Source organism: Secundilactobacillus muriivasis, assembly GCF_054785195.1.
Map to the genome: position 1 here is coordinate 1 of NZ_BAABMI010000064.1, position 18,217 is coordinate 18,217.

Annotated in this window: 15 protein-coding genes; 5 read left to right on the forward strand and 10 right to left on the reverse strand. The window is 49.1% G+C overall.

The genetic code is table 11. The features are described 5' to 3' along the window. Positions 1 to 643: 643 nt before the first annotated feature. From ACYVR3_RS13525 to ACYVR3_RS13545, 5 genes are all read right to left on the reverse strand, one after another. Entirely contained in the window at positions 644 to 1,651 is a 1,008-nt protein-coding gene (locus tag ACYVR3_RS13525) for a DUF6681 family protein (RefSeq protein WP_461244680.1), read from the reverse strand. Positions 1,652 to 1,665: 14 nt separating this feature from the next. Then, positions 1,666 to 2,196, reverse strand: coding sequence for a hypothetical protein (locus ACYVR3_RS13530; RefSeq protein WP_461244681.1), 531 nt, complete (start codon positions 2,194 to 2,196; stop codon positions 1,666 to 1,668). A 170-nt stretch (positions 2,197 to 2,366) separates the two neighbouring features. Beyond that, positions 2,367 to 2,816, reverse strand: coding sequence for a Fur family transcriptional regulator (locus tag ACYVR3_RS13535; protein ID WP_461244682.1), 450 nt, complete (start codon positions 2,814 to 2,816; stop codon positions 2,367 to 2,369). Positions 2,817 to 2,920: 104 nt separating this feature from the next. Continuing rightward, on the reverse strand, positions 2,921 to 3,496 hold the full coding sequence (locus ACYVR3_RS13540) for an AAA family ATPase (protein ID WP_461244683.1): 576 nt from the start codon (positions 3,494 to 3,496) through the stop codon (positions 2,921 to 2,923). 15 nt (positions 3,497 to 3,511) lie between these two features. Continuing rightward, positions 3,512 to 3,943 carry a bis(5'-nucleosyl)-tetraphosphatase gene (locus ACYVR3_RS13545; protein ID WP_461244684.1) on the reverse strand — a complete coding sequence of 144 codons (432 nt, stop codon included), beginning with the start codon at positions 3,941 to 3,943 and terminating at the stop codon, positions 3,512 to 3,514. A 212-nt stretch (positions 3,944 to 4,155) separates the two neighbouring features. Here ACYVR3_RS13545 and ACYVR3_RS13550 point away from each other — a divergent pair, with 212 nt between their 5' ends. Then, a complete protein-coding gene (locus ACYVR3_RS13550; RefSeq protein ID WP_461244685.1) occupies positions 4,156 to 5,559 on the forward strand; it encodes an amino acid permease in 1,404 nt (467 codons plus the stop codon). Positions 5,560 to 5,999: 440 nt separating this feature from the next. Here ACYVR3_RS13550 and ACYVR3_RS13555 read toward each other — a convergent pair whose 3' ends face one another. Next, positions 6,000 to 7,166 carry a cation:proton antiporter gene (locus ACYVR3_RS13555; protein WP_461244686.1) on the reverse strand — a complete coding sequence of 389 codons (1,167 nt, stop codon included), beginning with the start codon at positions 7,164 to 7,166 and terminating at the stop codon, positions 6,000 to 6,002. 251 nt (positions 7,167 to 7,417) lie between these two features. On the opposite strand from ACYVR3_RS13555, the gene ACYVR3_RS13560 reads away from it, so the two are divergent. Both ACYVR3_RS13560 and ACYVR3_RS13565 read left to right on the forward strand, forming a co-directional pair. Then, positions 7,418 to 9,826, forward strand: coding sequence for a Xaa-Pro dipeptidyl-peptidase (locus ACYVR3_RS13560; RefSeq protein ID WP_461244687.1), 2,409 nt, complete (start codon positions 7,418 to 7,420; stop codon positions 9,824 to 9,826). 63 nt (positions 9,827 to 9,889) lie between these two features. Beyond that, positions 9,890 to 10,798: a proline-specific peptidase family protein gene (locus ACYVR3_RS13565; RefSeq protein WP_057151698.1), complete on the forward strand. Its 909-nt coding sequence runs from the start codon at positions 9,890 to 9,892 to the stop codon at positions 10,796 to 10,798. Positions 10,799 to 11,234: 436 nt separating this feature from the next. On the opposite strand, the gene ACYVR3_RS13570 is transcribed toward ACYVR3_RS13565, so the two are convergent. Continuing rightward, positions 11,235 to 11,834, reverse strand: a complete 600-nt coding sequence (locus tag ACYVR3_RS13570) for a L,D-transpeptidase (RefSeq protein WP_461244688.1) — start codon at positions 11,832 to 11,834, stop codon at positions 11,235 to 11,237. Between the two features lie 124 nt (positions 11,835 to 11,958). Next, positions 11,959 to 13,506 (reverse strand): ABC-F family ATP-binding cassette domain-containing protein, encoded by a 1,548-nt coding sequence (locus ACYVR3_RS13575; RefSeq protein WP_461244689.1) that lies wholly within the window; start codon positions 13,504 to 13,506, stop codon positions 11,959 to 11,961. A gap of 523 nt (positions 13,507 to 14,029) precedes the next feature. Here ACYVR3_RS13575 and ACYVR3_RS13580 point away from each other — a divergent pair. After that, a complete protein-coding gene (locus tag ACYVR3_RS13580; protein ID WP_461244690.1) occupies positions 14,030 to 14,404 on the forward strand; it encodes a VOC family protein in 375 nt (124 codons plus the stop codon). An 18-nt stretch (positions 14,405 to 14,422) separates the two neighbouring features. Further along, positions 14,423 to 15,100, forward strand: a complete 678-nt coding sequence (locus ACYVR3_RS13585; RefSeq protein WP_461244691.1) for a CPBP family intramembrane glutamic endopeptidase — start codon at positions 14,423 to 14,425, stop codon at positions 15,098 to 15,100. Positions 15,101 to 15,305: 205 nt separating this feature from the next. On the opposite strand, the gene ACYVR3_RS13590 is transcribed toward ACYVR3_RS13585, so the two are convergent. Both ACYVR3_RS13590 and ACYVR3_RS13595 read right to left on the reverse strand, forming a co-directional pair. Next, positions 15,306 to 16,307 (reverse strand): glycosyltransferase family 2 protein, encoded by a 1,002-nt coding sequence (locus ACYVR3_RS13590; protein WP_461244692.1) that lies wholly within the window; start codon positions 16,305 to 16,307, stop codon positions 15,306 to 15,308. Between the two features lie 1,070 nt (positions 16,308 to 17,377). Continuing rightward, positions 17,378 to 18,217 carry a homoserine O-acetyltransferase/O-succinyltransferase family protein gene (locus ACYVR3_RS13595; protein WP_461244693.1) on the reverse strand — a complete coding sequence of 280 codons (840 nt, stop codon included), beginning with the start codon at positions 18,215 to 18,217 and terminating at the stop codon, positions 17,378 to 17,380.

The window sequence follows — 18,217 nt, forward strand, 5'->3', positions numbered from 1 at the left end:
TAAATAGGTAATTAGCGTGTCAGACCAAAGTTGAACGATAACTGCGGCAGTGCTGTATCTAAGCAAGCAGAAACGGTTAGGTAGATTGATTATCGATCAGGAATGCTTCCGAAACGGTTAAACGCGAAAGAAGATTGTTGATCAATAACTACCGCTGTTTCAATCCACCTACTTTAGTGGATGGTAGTTGAATGTAGCAAAGGCGTTCTGGCGACGGTCATTGCTACTACTTAATTTCGGCGTCACTTTAGCTTTAGTTGGCAATGATAAGTAATATTTTGAAGTTTGTTGCCGTTACCACCTTGATTAGCCTGCGCCGAAATGAGCTCCGCAAAACTGAGACTTGCATATAAGGGCACCTCATCAATACTGGTCAAAACCTGGAATACTTTTTGCTATTTTTTAGTGCGCTTGGCGACGGTCATTGCTACTACTTAATTTCGGCGCCACTTTAGCTTTAGTTGGCAATGATCGGTAACATTTTAAAGTTTGTTAATGTAACCGCCTTGATTAGCCTGCGCCGAAATGAGCTCCGCAAAACTGAGAGTTATGTATAAGGGCGTCCCAGCAATACTGACCAAAGCCCGGTCAGTATTGCTGGGACGCCCTTATACGCCACTCTCAAAACGTTTTGCTCCGCTCTCTAGTGATATCTCTTCATCCGCGACCCACCAGCCGCAGCATCCGGCTTCGGTTCTTCTCTTGTTAAACCGCTCGTCAATGGTGCTTCATGCATCGCGTTTTCCCTTGTCATTTCTCGGGTCAACGGTGTGCTGGTCGTTGGTGTTGGGACGGTTGTTGCATCTTCTTGTCGTTCATAAGCTAACTGTACCCGGATCGCATAAGGGGCTGGCTTTTCCATTGGTAAGTTGCGGCCCATTTCCATATAGGGACCACCAACCAAGATGACGTTAGCCAAGTACAACTTCACCTTATCCGCCACGTCCGCGATCGGCTGCAAGCCCACCGTGGTGATTTTGCCTACCGATGCTTTTTCCGCTTGGTTAATGCCGGCATAAACAATCAAATCGTCGCCCGCGTGCTGCAATTCAAAGTAGGGAATGTTGACGCCCAACCCGATTGCGAACACCGGCTTATGAGATTGCTTCAACTGTATCTCAATTTCACGTTGACCTAATCCACCATAATCCGGTGTCATCAAGCTCATTTGTTGCAGGCGATTGGCCAATTGGGTGATGTTTTGCCGCTGGTTAATATCAACGGCAACCTTCCCCGGCAAAATCTTCTTGGCGTCAAAGAACCCGTTAGCTGGAATATTCGCCCCATTTAACAATGAACTTTGATTGCCCTGCGCTTCAGCAGCAGCTTTCTTAGCTGCTTCAGCCGCTGGATCGGCGCCACCAAGGGTCTTCCCCAACGCTTTTTCGATTTTGGGTGAAATATCAAGCGGTGGTTGCTTCTCCGTAAAGTAGTAGAAAACGTTCATGATCGCAAAATACAGTAATAAAATGGCCACTAACAGGATCAAACTGCCACGCAAAGCGTACCCGTTTTGAATCCAGCGAATAGCCACGTAAAACAGGTAGATGTCACCCAACGTGCCCAAAATCGTGTAGATCCGGTTTTTAAGCTTCACGTTAAGGTTCACATACCCTAAATAGTGGTTCACCATATCAAGTAAACTAAACACGTATGCGTTCCTCCTTAATAACTTGTCGTCTGGTCCGTGGTGCCGGTCGTCGTATTAGCGGTACCGTTATCCGTCGTCGTGTTGGCGGTTGAATCATCACCGGTCGTGGTCGTTGTGTCGCCAGTATTACCAGTGTTACCCGTACTATCATCCGTTGTGCCAGTCGTCCCGGTATTGCCAGTTGTGCCGGTGGTCCCGGTTGTCGACTTCTTCTTTGATTTCGTGGTTGTCGTGGTGGCGTTACTGGTTGCCGTATCCGACTTAGCGCTAGCTGAATCAGCCGAACTTTCATCTTTGTTCGAATCCGAACTCGTCTTCTTGCTCGAATCATCCGAGCTCGACTTCTTATCAGAGCCATCGCTTGCGCTGGATCCCTGCTTATCTAATGACGATGATGTCGTCGCTGGCACCTTAGTCGACGTCGTGGCTGGTGAGCCTTCGTTTGTTTTGCTAACTTTGTTGACCACCACGTTGGTCGTCCCTAAAGCTAGCGCAATCGAAACGATGGCGAATGGTGTTAAAAATGGTGGCGTCCGATATGCCATGCTTGTTCCTCCTCTTAAATGTTCCTCGCTTTGGTTAGTTACCCTAAGTATCGCAGATTTGACCGAAGATACAATAACGTTTTGGTTAAGGTTTAACTAAGAATTAATGACGACCGCGCAAAGGGGCTTTAACCAGTCACCCCCGGGTAGGCGGTGCCGGTTAAAGCCTCTTAGTGGGTATTACTTTCAGCCGCAGCTAATTGACACTCAGCGCAAATGCCGTAAAGCTCAATTCGATGGCCAACGATTTGACACCCAGGTAATTGGGCGGCAAAGATATCGATTGGACAATCCTTAAGTTCGGTTACCTTACCACACCGCTGACAGATAAAGTGGTGATGGTGTAAGTGGCTAAAATCACACTGGTATTTGACCCGCGCATGGTCACCTTGAACCTGTTGCTCAACCATGCCGGCTTGTTCGAATTCCTTGATATTGCGGTAGATCGTGTTGTGACTCATCCCCGGAAACTGCTGGCGCATGTAATCGTCCACCAACGTAACATCGTGGTAGTGATCCTGATTGGCCAACAGGTAACTGAGCAGCGCCTTCCGTTGTTTGGTTACCTTTAAATGATTCTGTTTTAGAACGGTCAGAGCCTGTTCCAGTTGCTGTTGCATGTTGCCGCCTCCTTAGCGCGAGGATTACGTAAATAATAATCATTACTCTTTAACGATAAATTGTAGCATACTTCGCTGCATTTAAAAACGAAACTGCTCACCCGCTAAGATTCGACTGATTGTTGCTGGGTCCGTAACGCACTGACAAATGCGTCCAGCGCCCGCTGCGTTTTCAGCCAATCGTCGTTTTGGATCACCGTTGCGCGACCCGTTAACGCCACTGGCAATTCTAGGTCACGCTTATATTCCTTGCTTCGAATACGGTGGTTCACCATCTCAGTTTCATCGCCACGTGAGGTCAGGCGATCTTTCAAAATATCACTCTTACCAACCGTCAAAAACAGCACAACGGCCTTTTCACCTAACTGTTCCGCGTAGGTTTGAGCACCCTTGGTATCTAACACGATGCTGACGAGGTCGGCTTTTTCAAACGCGCGATCCAGCCCTTCATAAGATGATCCGTACTGGTAACTCGCGTACATGACGTCTTCTAAGTAGTGATTCTTGGGGAAACTCTCAGCCGTCTCAAAGTAGTAATCGACCCCATCCACTTCACCAGGACGCTTAGGCCGCGTGGTGTGGGTGATGATTCTTGGAATATCATAGTGGCTATTGAGATATTGGCTAACGGTCGTTTTGCCGGTTCCCGTAGCGCCGGTGATCACAATGACTCGCTTCATCGACAAATCCTCCATTTAATCTGTTTGCGCAGCGACTTTAGCCGCAATGTACTGATCCGCCCGCTTCATGAGGGCCTTTAAATTATCGTAGGTTAACCGATCAACAGCTTCATCAACCGCAAACCAACCGGTATCACTGATCTCAATATCTTGCTTTTCGATGGTCACATCCGCTGGTACTTCACTCACAAAGAGGTGAACTTCCTTATGGTTACCGTTTGGCAGCTCATAGTGTAATTCATCGTGGTAGTTTGTATCCAAGGTGACGTGTAACTGGGTTTCCTCGCGAATCTCGCGCAATGCCGTTTCACTTAAATCCTCGTTACCTTCAACGTGCCCCTTAGGAAACCCCCAGAAGTCACTGGTTGCACTCTTCAATAATAGGTACTCTGGTTGGTGATTCTTAACACGGTATACAACCGCTCCGCTGGCGACTTCAGTTGTCATGTGGTGGTCAGTCCTTTCAAAATTATTCGATAACGTCTATTGTAGCTTATTTTGAGTTGGTGTGCACCTTAGAGTGTAGAAAGGCTCAGCAAAATCACCGCTATCTACCCGCTTTTCATCACTCGCTATCTCACTTGACGCAATTCACTCACACAGCTAAGATAACACTAAGCATTTTTTAATCATTCTTTTATTCTTTGGAGGCATCATCTATGTCAATTAAGTCTCGTCTGTTTCGTCGTGAAAAAATCGACCGCTATCTAGAGACTGATAAGAAATTCGTCAAGACCATGTCGGCTGTCGATCTAATTTCGCTCGGTATCGGCGCCGTTATTGGGACCGGGATCTTCATTCTACCCGGGACCGTTGCGGCTACCAAAGCTGGTCCCGGCATCATCCTATCGTTTGTGATTGCTGCAATTGTTTGTTCGACCGCGGCGATGTGTTACGCGGAGTTCGCTTCGGCGTTACCCGTTGCCGGGAGTGCTTATTCTTACGGGAACCTAGTTTACGGTGAAATCATCGGCTGGATCCTCGGTTGGGCGCTAATTCTGGAGTACGTGTTAGCCGTGGCGGCGGTGTCCAGTGCTTGGGGCGCGTATTTTAAATCCTTCCTGAGCGGCTTTGGCGTCAACGTGCCATCTGCCATCGTCGGGCCGTTTGATCCCGCCCACGGGTCATACGGGAACTGGATCGCCATTGCGATCGTCTTAGTGATTGCGCTGATGTTAGGTCACGGGGTCAAATCCTCCGTTCGACTCAACAATATCATCGTATTCGTTAAGATCGGCATCATCCTGTTGTTCGTTGTTGTTGGGGCCTTCTACATCAAGCCAACCAACTGGCACCCATTCATGCCATTTGGCGGTCACGGGGTCTTCGCCGGTGCATCAGCGGTCTTCTTCGCCTACCTTGGCTTCGATGCCGTTTCAAGTTCAGCGGCTGAAGTTAAGAATCCGAAGCGCAACATGCCCATCGGGATCATCGGCACGTTGATCATCGCAACCATCTTATACGTCTTAGTCTCGATCGTCTTAACTGGGATGATCAGCTACACGAAGTTAAACGTGGCTGACCCCGTTTCCTTCGCACTGCAAGTTGTTCACCAAAATTGGGCAGCTGGCATCATCGCATTGGGCGCGCTCGCCGGGATGTTTACGATGATGGTCACCATGATCTACAGTTCGTCACGGTTAATCTACTCAATTGGGCGTGATGGTCTGTTACCAAAGTTCTTGGGTGAACTGGATCAACACGGGAGCCCAAAACACAGTTTAACAACGGTTACCATTGTGATTGCCATCATGGGTGGTTTCGTCCCACTGGATCAATTAACCAACTTGGTTAACATCGGGACGTTGATTGCCTTCCTGTTCGTCTCATTCGGGATCATCCCTCTGCGAAAGAACAAGGACATCCAAAATCACCAAGGCTTCGAAGTGCCATTCTACCCAGTCTTGCCAATCGTGTCAGGGTTGTTGTGCCTCTTGATGTTGACACAACTACAAGCTGAAACGTGGATTGCATCTGGGATTTGGTTTGTGTTTGGGTTGATTTTGTACTTCTCTTACGGGTTGAAGCATAGTCGGTTGAATAATCCGGATAATGTGGAATAGAGTGCAGAACCAGGCGGTTAGAGAGTGGAGCGTAAGGGACTCCTGCCAGAAACCCCGGTTTTTGGGGTTTGTGGTAGGAGTCCCTTACGTGCAACTCTCTGCCTGGTGGCGCACGTTTCGGCTCGAGGACAGTAACGAACCTCAATCTTACAAATACCTACGCTAAAAAGCACCACCATCATTTTCCTTAACCCGGGAAATGACGGTGGTGCTTTTTTGGTTGGTTGATTTTATCGAGTGCTACTGGCGACGCTCATTGCGCCTACTTAGTTTTCGGCGCCACTGACGCTTTTGCTTTCTACAGGTCAACTTTATGGTGCAGCCTGTCGGCACTAATTCGTCCTAACCACCGCGCCGAAACGCGCGTCGAGAAGCAGAGAGTTGCACCTAAGGGACTTCTGCCACAAGCCCCCAAGCCCGGGGCTTATGGCAGAAGTCCCTTAGGCTCCACTCTCTAACCGCTTCTCGCCACGCTCTATCCCATCCTTCAACAACAACGGCGCCAAAATCGTACTCAACACAATCACCACGATCAGCTCCGAATACAAATTAGGATGCAATAACTTCGCCTGATACCCAATTTGGGCAATAATCAGCGCCATTTCACCTCTAGACACCATCCCAGCCCCCACAATGTAGGCGCTATGGAAGTTGAATCCCAGTAATTTGGCACCCAAGCCCCCACCAATCAATTTCGATAAGATGGCGACGATCGTCATGCCCAGAATTAAACCGAGGTTCGACCAGAAATGATCGAAACGCATTTCTAAGCCGACACTGACGAAGAAAATTGGCACGAAAAAGGCGTACCCGATTGGGGCAATATTAGTTTCTACCTCTTCATGAGCATTGGTTTGCGCAACTGCGATGCCTGCAAAGAAAGCACCGATAACCGCGCTTAAGCCAGTCAGATCAGCTAAATACGCCATGCCCAGACAGATTACCAATGACATGATTGGTACCGCCTGTGGCACTGGTAAGCGCTCAAATAACTTGATCAGTACTGGCGCCACCCAGCGAATGATCACGAAAACCATCACAAAGTACGCCGCCTGTTCCGCTAAACTAATCGCTAAGTTGGGCGCGCCAGACTGACCGCTTGAGAACATGCTGACAAAGATACTCAAAATCAGCACTGCCATAATGTCATCCACCACGGCCGCCCCCAAAATCGTTGCCCCTTCTTTAGAGTTCAACTTACCAAACTCTCGCAGCACTTCGACACTGATCGATACCGAGGTTGCCGCAAACACGATGCCCCAAAAGACCGCTCGTTCAAAGCTCTGGTGCATCACGATGCCATAGATGTAAAAACAAACCATCGGCACAATCACGCCAAGGGTCGCCACGCTGATAGCGGGTTTAAAATACCGCTTCAAGAGCTTCAAATCACTCTCTAGCCCCGCCATAAACATCAAAATAATCACGCCGATTTCCGAACCGACGTGCACCAATTCACCCGGTTGCAGCCAATTCAGCAGCGCTGGCCCAAGTAAAATGCCCACCAGTAACTGGCCAATCACACTGGGAATCCCAATTCGCTGACTTAACGCCCCAGCGATGGTCGTTGCAAATAAAATTAAGGCAATTTCGCCAAGATAGGTCACGTTGCACGCTCCTTTTATAAAAGTCTCTTACTAGTCTAACATGTGACGAACACGGGTGTCGCCTCAAACGACTGCCCGCATCCGCAGATTCGGTTGACTATCACGCCACTACGCTATCTTATTCATCAGCTTTGCTTCACCTCACATCACCGCTACCAAGGACATTCTCAAAAACATTTCACCACCGCGCCACCAACAAACGGCGGTATAATAAAAGACATCAACTCGACTTAATTAGGAGGTTACCATCCGTGAAACTCAACCAATTTGCGATTCAACCCACCGACTTCACCACAAAGGTTGCTGAGTTGATTCGCCTTCACTTTGTTACCCCAGATACCGCTAGCCTGTCACCACAGGATTGCCTACACGAACTTCTCAGAAAAAGCTTTCCCGAAGCGCACACAACTAGTGCTGCTGACACCAAACTCACAACCTTGATGGCTGACCCCGAGACTGACGCTTACCAACTCGTTACGAGTCAGACCGCCATCACTGCGCAAATGGTGCTTAATTTAATCCTGCAACTCTTAGGTTTTGAAGCCGGTCGTGAATTTCAGCTCACTGATCCACAACAGTTAGCCTCAACGGTTCACTTACCAGTATTGCCTAAAACTGCACTTAGCACCGATGATCTACTGGATGCTTGGTATCAGCTACTCACTACTCGCACTACCAGCGGCCAAACGTTCCTCGACGAACTCGCTTCCCGTGGGTATTTTCAACAACTGATTCACGATGCTAGTGTGGCGAAACCACTGTTCTTTAACGGCAAAGCTCAACCGGTATTTGACACCAATCGGCTAATTCGGGAAGTGGTCTACGTTGAATCGTCACAGGATACCGATGCTGATGGCCAACGCGACCTGTTGAAGGTTGAAATTACCCGGCCAGTTGAATCTAATACGCAAACCGTCCCCGTCCTGTACACCGCATCACCCTATAATCAAGGCACCAACGATGAAGCTGGTGAGGCGCTCACCCACGACGTAAACGTGCCGCTGACCGAAAAGCCAGTTCAAGCGTCAACGTTAACGGGCGCGACTTCGCCTGAGCCAGCCATCCCTGCCCCTCGAGTTGCACAGGGCACTGCCAACGTTGCCGAAGAAACCTTTGGTAACACCTTCGACTACAGCCTCAACGACTACTTTCTCGCTCGGGGGTTCGCGGTGGTTTACGCCTCTGGCATTGGCACGAAGGATTCAGACGGCCTGCGGACAACCGGAGACGTTCAAGAGACTATTTCGACCACGGCGGTCATCGAATGGCTCAATGGCGACCGGCCGGCATTTACCAACCGCACAGACCAGATTCAAATCGATGCTTGGTGGTCTAACCGCCACGTTGCGATGACGGGTCGCTCATACCTAGGCACCCTCGCAACCGCCGCCGCAACCACCGGCGTTCCCGGCCTCAAAACAATTATCTGCGAAGCCGGCATTTCAAGCTGGTATGACTACTACCGTGAAGGCGGTCTCGTCATTGCGCCCGGTGGTTTTCCAGGTGAAGATGCGGACGTGTTAGCCGAAGAAACTTTCTCGCGCCAAAAACAGGCTGGCGATTATCACCGTATTCAAGCTAAATGGCAAACTGCTCTGGCAAAAATGACGCAGGATCAAGACCGCGTTACCGGAGATTACAACGATTTCTGGGATGCGCGTAACTACCGGAAAGACGCTGCTAACATCAAAGCAGACGTTATGATCGTTCACGGCCTCAATGACTGGAACGTCAAACCCGCCAATGCTGAAAAGCTCTGGCGCTCAATTTCTGATTTACCCATTGCTAAAAAACTCGTGCTTCACCAAGGTCCACACATCTATATCAACGATTTTCAGTCGATCGACTTCACCGATATGGTCAACCTGTGGCTCTCCCACGAGCTCTACGATTTGGACAACCACGCCGAAACGCTGTTGCCCGACGTGGTGATTCAAGATAATGCGACACCCGAAACCTGGACGGCCTTCTCGGATTGGGGTAACCCGGCTAACCCAACGCAAACGATCAAACTCGCCGACTTTCATCTGGAAAACCCATCGACGACTACTGCAACGTTTGCTGACCAGTTGCCGACCGACGTGTTCACCAACTATACCCACCACCTTGATCAATGGCAAACCGACCTGATTGCGGCCAAATCACCAATGGCACCTAACCGACTTCGGTTCACGCTACCAGCTCAAACTAGTGATTTATTGCTTGATGGTTGTCCACAACTCACACTGCGGGTTGCCGTTGACCAACCAGTTGGCCTCATTAGTTGCCAATTAATTGATCTGGGTGATTTCAAACGCCTAACTGCGCAACCCGGCACACTTGATCGCCAAGCCTACGATTTCGGCGACCATTTCCGTAAATCAGACCTCAGAGAATACCAGCTGGCTAAGCAAACCACGCCCTACCAACTCATTTCCAGAGGTCACCTGAACCTGCAAAACCGCACGCAGTTGACTCAAGTCGAGGCTATTACGCCTGGTGAATTTTACACCACCACGCTGACCCTTCAGCCGACTCACTACCGACTCACACCCGGCCATCAATTGGCGCTAATCATTTACGCCACGGATATGGCCATGACCGTTCGCGGCAATCTTGACAGTCACTACACCGTTCAACTCGACAATAGCACGCTCACCCTACCGTATTTGACGAAATAGTCGCGTTGTTTTAGAAACGTGCTATCATAGAGATTAGTTAATTTTAGAAATGAGGGATTCCACATGAAACAAGGCACCACGATCATCACACTCGATAACGGCTACCATCTCTGGACCAACACTCAGGGCGAAGGCGACATTCACTTGCTTGCGCTGCACGGTGGCCCCGGCGGTAACCACGAATACTGGGAAGATACGGCCCAACAATTAAAGAAGCAAGGCCTCAATGTCCAAGTTCACATGTACGACCAACTGGGCTCATGGTACTCTGACCAACCCGACTACAGCGATCCAGAAGTTGCAGCTAAATACCTGACTTACGACTACTTCTTGGATGAAGTCGAAGAAGTCCGTCAAAAGCTCGGCATCGACCACTTCTACCTCATCGGTCAATCATGGGGTGGCGCACTGGTTCAAATGTACGCTGCTAAATACGGCGAACACTTGAAGGGTGCCATCATTTCATCCATGGTCGATAATATCGACGAATACGTGACCCACGTCAACCAAGTGCGTGAAGAAGCCCTTCCCGCTGACGCCGTGGCTTACATGAAGGAAAAGGAAGCCGCTGGCGAATGGGACGATGCCCAATACCAGAAGTACGTTGACGTCCTCAACGCCGGCTACGTTGACCGGAAGCAACCTAAAGCAATCTCTCACTTAATTCCAACGATGTCACGTCCCGTTTACAACGCCTTCCAAGGCGACAACGAGTTCGTCATCACTGGTAAGCTGAAGGAATGGCAATTCGAAAGCCACCTCAAGGACATCAAGGTGCCAACCCTGTTGACCTTCGGCGAACACGAAACCATGCCAATCGCCACTGCCAAGCGCATGGCCACTGAAATTCCAAATGCCCGCCTCGTTACCACTCCAGAAGGCGGTCACCACCACATGATCGATAACGCCCCTGTCTACTACGACCACCTCGCAACGTTCATCCGCGACGTGGAAGCTGGTAAGGCGCTTTAATCACATTGTTACTCAAAAGGACTGCCGTTTTGTTGGCAGCCCTTTTTGTTTACGTTTGTGTCCAGCGTAAGTGTGCGGAGCGAGACGGGTTGAGAGCAGTGTGCAAGGCGACATCGGTGAAGGCGCCCGGGCCTGGCGGGTTTACCGATGTCGCCTTGCATGCAGCTCTCAGTCTCGCGCAGCACCATTCGGCGTGGTGGCCAGAAAGCGCGTGGTTGACAAATTCTTACAACTTCAGGAACCCTGGAAATAACAGTTTAAGTGGCGCCGAATTTTGTAGCCGGAGAGCGCCGATTTTTATGCGGCTTTGGCGAGCGAAGCGATGACAAATAGCCGACACCTCAATCACACCTAACACTTACGCTGGACACAAACGACAGCAAAAAAACGAGCACAACGCTCTATTCATAGAACGTTGTACTCGTCATAAGAATCGTTATTCAACGACGACCTTCATCCCTTCTGGAATGTGGGTGTAGAACCACTTCGCATCAGGAACTGATAGGCGGACGCAGCCGTGGGACTTGGCTTCTTTGCCAAGTTGGGCTGCTTCTTCCTTGTTGTAGTTACCGTATTGGTCGGTCGGCACCGTGTGGAACAAATAGATACCGTGATCCTTAAAGGACGTCCAGTATTTGGCACCTTCGCCAGATTGTTGGTTGTAGAAGAAGTCGCCCCGCTCCGCTTGGATGTGGAACGTGCCCTTTGGCGTTGAATCATTGACGCCGGTGGAAGCAAACATCGTGTAGACCGTCTTAGTCCCATCCTTGATGTAGACGCGCTGGTTCTTGATTGAAACCCGAATCCAAGGATCACTGAGTTTGCTGATTTTTGGATACGGCTTATCCTCTGATGGTTTGCGCCAGTTGATCACCGGTTGCTTTTTCTTTGATTTTTGTGCTGCGGTTTGCGTTGACTGTTTTTGCGTTTTGGTGGCCGCCTGTTCACTCGATGATGAGGTAAACATGTGATGCACGCCAAACCCAACGACTAAAAAGGTCACAACAACCACTAATACTTGCAGTACCCGCTTCATTTCAAAATCTCCAAACCTTGCTTAATTTCGGCCATTGCGACAGCCAATGACATCACTTGATTTTATCCATTGTACCATCTCAATGAAACAAATTAACCACAAGCGCATTACATTTAATAAATGTTTACTGGTTTTTAAGACTCAACTTCTCAACGTTCAGCACTTTGTCGGCCAACCCGTTATAGAAGCTCACCTCATGGCTAACCACGATGGCGTTGCCAGGGAAGCGATTAATGGCGTCCTTCAAGGCTTCCTTAGTTTCTTCATCCAAGTGGTTGGTTGGTTCGTCCAAGATCAAGAAGTTGCTTGGTTCAAATTCCATCATGGCTAACTTGACTTTGGTTTGTTCGCCACCAGAAAGTTGGCCGATTGGCTTCATGGCGTTGGCAGCGTCTAACCCACACTTAGCCAACTTGGTCCGAATCGCCTTTTGTGGCAACTTTTCGTACTTGGCTTGGATGATTTGGAGTGGTGTTTGCTGAGGATTATCCCATTCAAGGTCTTGGCTAAAGTAGCTAACCTTGGCAGATGGTGAGAAGTGGGCGGCCCCGCCCTTGGCTTCGATCAAACCTAAAATCGTCTTGATCAAGGTTGACTTACCAACCCCGTTAAACCCTTCAAAACCAACCTTTTCGCCCGTATTCACGGAGAACGTTACTGGCTTCAGCAATGGCCGGTTGTAACCAACTGAAAGTTGATCCACCACCAACGCGTTTTGCGAACCCGTATCCGCGTATGGGAAGTTGAAGTTGGCCTGAATGTTACTCGAAGGTGGATCCACCAGTTCCATGTGGGACAGTTGCTTCTCCCGAGATTTAGCTTGTTTGGACCGAGTCCCGGCCTTAAACTTCGCAATAAACTTCTGGGTCTTTTCAATCTTGACCTGTTGCTTTTCGTATTCCTTACGTTGGACTTCTTCACGTTCGGCCCGTTGCCGCATGGCTTGTTTGAAGCTTCCCCGGTATTTGATGATTTTTCCAAATGCCACGTTGATGATACAGTTCGTGACTTGGTCCAAGAAATCGTAATCATGGGAAATGATCATGGCGGCGCCGTCAAAATCGTTTAGATAATCGATCAACCAGGCGATGTGACCAACGTCCAAGTAGTTAGTCGGTTCGTCCAACAGAATGACGTCTGGGTGTTGCAGCAACAGCTTCGCCAAAATGATCTTTGACCGTTGGCCACCAGACATTTGCGCAACTTCGTGGTCGCGACCAATATCGTCTAAGCCCAGACCAGTGATGATCCGTTCAATTTCAGTTTCAATATCGTAAAAGTTGTTGGCTTCCAAAACTTCTTGAATTCGGCCAGCGCGTTCCAGTAACTTGTCATCCGCAGTCTCCGCATACTCCGTGTAGAGTTGCGTCATCCGATCGTTTTGATCGTACAGATCTTGAAACGCCGTGTGCAGAAAATCAATCAGGGTCATCCCGTCTGGAATATCGGCGTATTGGTCCAAATACCCCACGTGGATCCCCTTTTGCCAGGTGATTTGACCAGATAATGGTAACTGATCACCAGTCAGCACCTTGATCAGGGTCGACTTCCCAACCCCGTTTTGACCAACGATGCCCATGTGTTCACCCTTGTTGAGCTGAAAACTTGCATCATCGTACAGTTTTTTATCAGCAAAAGCCATACTCAGGTCTTCAACTTCTAATAACGCCATTACGTTTCCTCCTTACAGTGTTGGTGGGCCTGCAATGATGCACGCCCACTCGACAGTTGTTGCCTTTCGTTACTTCCATTTTTAGTGACCGCCTGACAGGCACGCCACTCTGATTGCTTTTCAGTAAGTTGATTGTCGTACTGAGCTGGAACCAGTCGCCAATGTAGTTGTTAACGGCATTCCCGACGTTAATGACGACTTCACTCGGATACCACTAACAAGAGCGCGGTTGATGACTGCCTACTTAACCGCAGTTCGACTAGTCACGTTAAGCAACGCAATTTGCGCCCTCTGACCAAAATAGGTCACAGGGCAGTCGTCACTTATCCGCTGGAATCAACCACACGCTCCGATTTACATCTTATTTACACTATCACTAATAAGCCATGAAAGCAACGGTAAGCCCCGGTTTGCAACACTATTGTTATCCTGACAGACGTGGTCTGCACCGTTATTTTCACCGCAGTCTCCTTTGCCTGTGGTATAATTCTTGGTTAAGACAACTCTCAAAGGATGATAAAAAATGAACATTAAAGACGTCGACAGCATCACCATCACCGTCAGCAACATTAACCAATCGATCCGCTTCTACCATGAAGTGTTCGACTTACCGATCATCAAGGATAGCACGCGCCCAGCCGTTCGCTTGGGTCATCACCGGCTGGAATTCCAAACGGCAGCTGAACCTAACACAATTGCGGCCAAAACGGTTGCGGCCGGTACTGCTGAGTTAGCGTTTGAAACCCACGATCCATTGGCCAACACCCTAGCTCATTTAACCAACTACGCCGTTGAAATCGATGACGGTCCCGTAGATTACGATGGTGCTAAGGGCCAAGCCACTGCCCTTTGGGTGCGCGACCCCGACCACAACTTAATTAAAATCATCACTTACTAACCGATTTGAGGTGACTTCGTGCTTAAATACATCAGGCGTCAAGCGCTGCGAATCATCAGCTTTATCCTGTTACTGATCGTTTACCTGATCAACTCCGCCCAGCTTCAACTGGCCACCCAGTACGCCAAAACGTCACCGGGAACCGCTGAAAAATACCTGGGGGTGATGCTGATCACCATCGCGGGCATCCTTGTCTTGTTCACCTGGCTCTATCAACGCCAATTGAACCGCAACAATCCCCGTCAGTTTGGTAAACGACCAATCACCTTTAACCGACTGATTCAACTCTGTTTACTATTCGTCGTCATGTTACTGGTTCAAATCATCTGGTCGCAATTGATCATGCATCACTTGTTACCGATGCCCACCAACCAAACGGCCGTCGAATCTTCAATCCAACAGCTTCCCTTCTGGAATAACCTTTACGGCGTGCTCGTGGCACCCGTTTTTGAAGAATTCCTCTTCCGGGGCTTCTTCTTCAACTTTTTCTTCAGTCAAAATAACCGCTGGTCAACTTTTTTTGGCGTGTTAGTGAGCGGCTTGATTTTCGGGTATTTGCATACGATGGCCTTTTCCGTCACCACCCTATTTTCCGCATCATTAGGTTGGTTACTGGCCTGGACGTACCTACACTTCAAGGATATTCGCTACAACATTGCGTTACACTTTCTGAATAACCTCTGGTCAATTTTGTAATTTTTTGAAACTTCGCGAAAAAGTCGGTTTCTAGTTTGCGGTTTATGGTGTATAATAGACCCATGATAACTACTAATGTAGTTCATCAAGCATGAAAAAGCACAACTCGTTCTTCGAACGCGTTGTGCTTTTTTATTTGCTCTGAACTTGAAAACCGCGTTAACTCAGCGGTTTATCGCTTTCATAGTCTTTGAAAAGGGCCGGCTTAGCTTGCGTGGCGACTACTAGCATGCGTTATCGTTGGCAACTGGGCCGTATACAAATCAGTCTCAATTTCAAACCGCGGCCGTTCTTTAACTTCGGTGAAGACCTTCCCGACATATTCGCCAATGATACTCAACGAGACCAGCTGAACCCCACCTAGGAACCAAATGGAGATCATCAGTGATGACCACCCAGCATTAACGTGGCCCAAGGCGTGTTGTACCAGCGTATAGGCCATCAACACGATACTCATCAACACGATTGTCATCCCCAGATACATAATCGCCCGAATCGGCGCAATTGAAAACGATGAGATACCATCGATAGCAAAATTCAGCATCTTGCGTAACGGATACTTCGATTTACCGGCGTACCGCTCCTTGCGCGCATAGTACACCTTGGCGCTGGGGTAGCCGACAAGTGGTACAACGCCTCGGAGGAAGAGGTTACGCTCGCGGTATTTTAACAACCCTTTGATGGCAACCTGCCCCAACAATCGGTAATCGGCGTGGTTGGGCACCATATCCACGCCAAATCGCTTCATCAGACCATAGAAGGCCATCGCTGTGCGCCGCTTGAACCACGTGTCGGTCTCCCGGTTATTCCGAACGCCGTAAACCACCTGCGCCCCTTTATGATATTCAGCCACCATGTCAGGGATCACGTTCACGTCATCTTGCAGGTCAGCATCGATCGTAATCGCCATATCCGTATGGTCCTGAACCACCGTTAAACCCGCAATCAGGGCGTTTTGGTGACCGAAGTTCCGACTAAACTTGATACCGGTTGCGAGTGGATTGCTGGCAGACAACTGCTGAATGCAGTCCCACGTCGTATCCTTACTGCCGTCATCTACAAACAGGATGCGACTCTGATCACTCACCTGCTGCTTCTTAATCATTGTATTTACAATCGCCGACAATTCCTTAGCCGTTTCAAAAATAACTTCCTGTTCATTAAAACATGGCACAATAATCGTCAACGTCTTTGCTTGTTCTGGCATTTCCTAAAACCCGCTTTCTAACTTCGTATCTCGAAGTTCTCTGCGCTATACCCCAGTCGCGCACTCATTTCGATCCTAGTCCAGCCAACTCCCCCGACTTGCCAGACGCAACTATCGGTCAAAATACAACCTTCGTATCGGTCCCATTATAACGTATTCGCGATGGGGACCCAATGATATTCTTAAGATTTCTTTAACTGTTGCTTGTGCCCAGCGTAAGCATTATGCTGTTCAGTTTGTGAAGTACGGTGATTTGCGTGAACTTGCGATTCCGGTAGTCAGCCAGGTTCCTGCTGTGGGGCCGGCCTGAGCCAAAGGGCGGTCTCAGGCCTCGAAGTTAAGCCTCACCAAAACCCGTGCGAGTCTTAACTTCGTCCCCGATAATTGGTAGTTGTTGGAAAATCGCCAACAACCACCAATTATCGCGACACAGCATCCACCTAGCTGACTACCTACATCTCACATTGCACAATCCGGTACTATCGTAGAACATCTCAAGTGCCTGACTGTACGGTTGGCTACAGGATTGTAACGGTCAACGTTGATTCGACAAGCGCCTAAGTTGGCGCAGGCTAAATGTCAACATAACTACGTTAAATCCACCCAAATGTGACACACGCCTGGCAAATTTTGTGCGGCACAATCGTCGATTCATTCCGGCAACTGAGCATCGACCATAATCGTTTCTGTAGCTATTGAGTTACTGTTCAACGTTGCCACCACGCAGTTTCGTCAACTTCAGCATGTAACAGTTCACAATTCTGGCTACGACAGCGCACCATGTAGCGGGAGGCGGAGGCGCGCGGAACTCAGCAGTGTCGGTATGACTTAGGCAGTCGTGCCCCGTGGGGTTCGGGGTGCGAGTGCCTTATGTCATACGCGAGACGGAGGAGATCCGGCATGGGCGGGTTTTGCCCATTCCTAGCTCCGGAGCGAGCCACTGCGTTCCAGCTCCGCATAGCGCCGGAGTCTCCCGCGGCATCCTCCCACCATACAAAACCAGAATCGTTTCACAAACGACAACAAAAAAAGACCATCCGTAAAAGACAGTCTCACAATGTATCATTCAATTAAGCTTCTAAAGCAACCCGCTTCAACTCAGCAACCCAGTTATTGTAAAGCTGAACGCTATCCTGCTGCCAAGTGTTGGCTGGAATAGCGGCAGAGAAGTAGTTCTTAGGCAGTTGAATTGGCAGGCCCTTAAGCCGGTCGCGGTGAAATTCGTTAAACAACGTGTTAGTTTCATATTCCGGGTGCCCGCTCACGTAAGTACTTGCGGTTTTGGCAGCATCTAGGACGATTGGGCCAGCTTCAGGATCACTGGCAAGGACGGTGACGTCTGGGTCATCGATTTCACCAAGGGTGGCGTGCCGTGATTGGGGCATTGAGAGTTGCTTGAAACCCTTAGTGAGTGGTGAGTCCGTCAAAATTTGGCAACGGTACACGCCGAATAATTTGGCTGACGTTGGGTGTTTCTTGATGCCGAAGTCGTAGTACAAGCCGGCTTGAGCAGCCCAGCATTCCAAAATTGAGCGACGCACGTGAGTTTCACGCCAGTCCAGGAGCTGTTCGAATTCGGACCAGTAGTCCACGCTTTCGAACGTCATTTCCTCGACTGGCGCCCCAGTGACAACCATGCCGTCAAAGGTTTGATCTTCAATGTCCGCTAAAGTGACGTAATCGCGGTTTAAATCGGCCTCTGAGGTATGTTTGCTTTGGTGGGTCGCCATCCGCGCAAAGGTCAATTCAACATCAACAGCGAGTTTTGAAAATAAACCGGCAAATTGACGTTCTGTTTCTAATTTATTTGGCATTAAGTTAACAACCAAAACCTTAACTGTTTGACCATTGTGACTGGTCGCCAACGACTGTTGTTGCTTCAAAAAGCCATTTTTCAAAATCACTGTCAT

Coding starts and splice junctions, on each gene's coding strand:
- ACYVR3_RS13535 (WP_461244682.1), bottom strand. CDS start 2,816: ATGCAACAGCAACTGGAACAGGCTCTGACCGTTCTAAAACAGAATCAT.
- ACYVR3_RS13540 (WP_461244683.1), bottom strand. CDS start 3,496: ATGAAGCGAGTCATTGTGATCACCGGCGCTACGGGAACCGGCAAAACG.
- ACYVR3_RS13545 (WP_461244684.1), bottom strand. CDS start 3,943: ATGACAACTGAAGTCGCCAGCGGAGCGGTTGTATACCGTGTTAAGAAT.
- ACYVR3_RS13550 (WP_461244685.1), top strand. CDS start 4,156: ATGTCAATTAAGTCTCGTCTGTTTCGTCGTGAAAAAATCGACCGCTAT.
- ACYVR3_RS13530 (WP_461244681.1), bottom strand. CDS start 2,196: ATGGCATATCGGACGCCACCATTTTTAACACCATTCGCCATCGTTTCG.
- ACYVR3_RS13580 (WP_461244690.1), top strand. CDS start 14,030: ATGAACATTAAAGACGTCGACAGCATCACCATCACCGTCAGCAACATT.
- ACYVR3_RS13590 (WP_461244692.1), bottom strand. CDS start 16,307: ATGCCAGAACAAGCAAAGACGTTGACGATTATTGTGCCATGTTTTAAT.
- ACYVR3_RS13575 (WP_461244689.1), bottom strand. CDS start 13,506: ATGGCGTTATTAGAAGTTGAAGACCTGAGTATGGCTTTTGCTGATAAA.
- ACYVR3_RS13565 (WP_057151698.1), top strand. CDS start 9,890: ATGAAACAAGGCACCACGATCATCACACTCGATAACGGCTACCATCTC.
- ACYVR3_RS13570 (WP_461244688.1), bottom strand. CDS start 11,834: ATGAAGCGGGTACTGCAAGTATTAGTGGTTGTTGTGACCTTTTTAGTC.
- ACYVR3_RS13595 (WP_461244693.1), bottom strand. CDS start 18,217: ATGACAGTGATTTTGAAAAATGGCTTTTTGAAGCAACAACAGTCGTTG.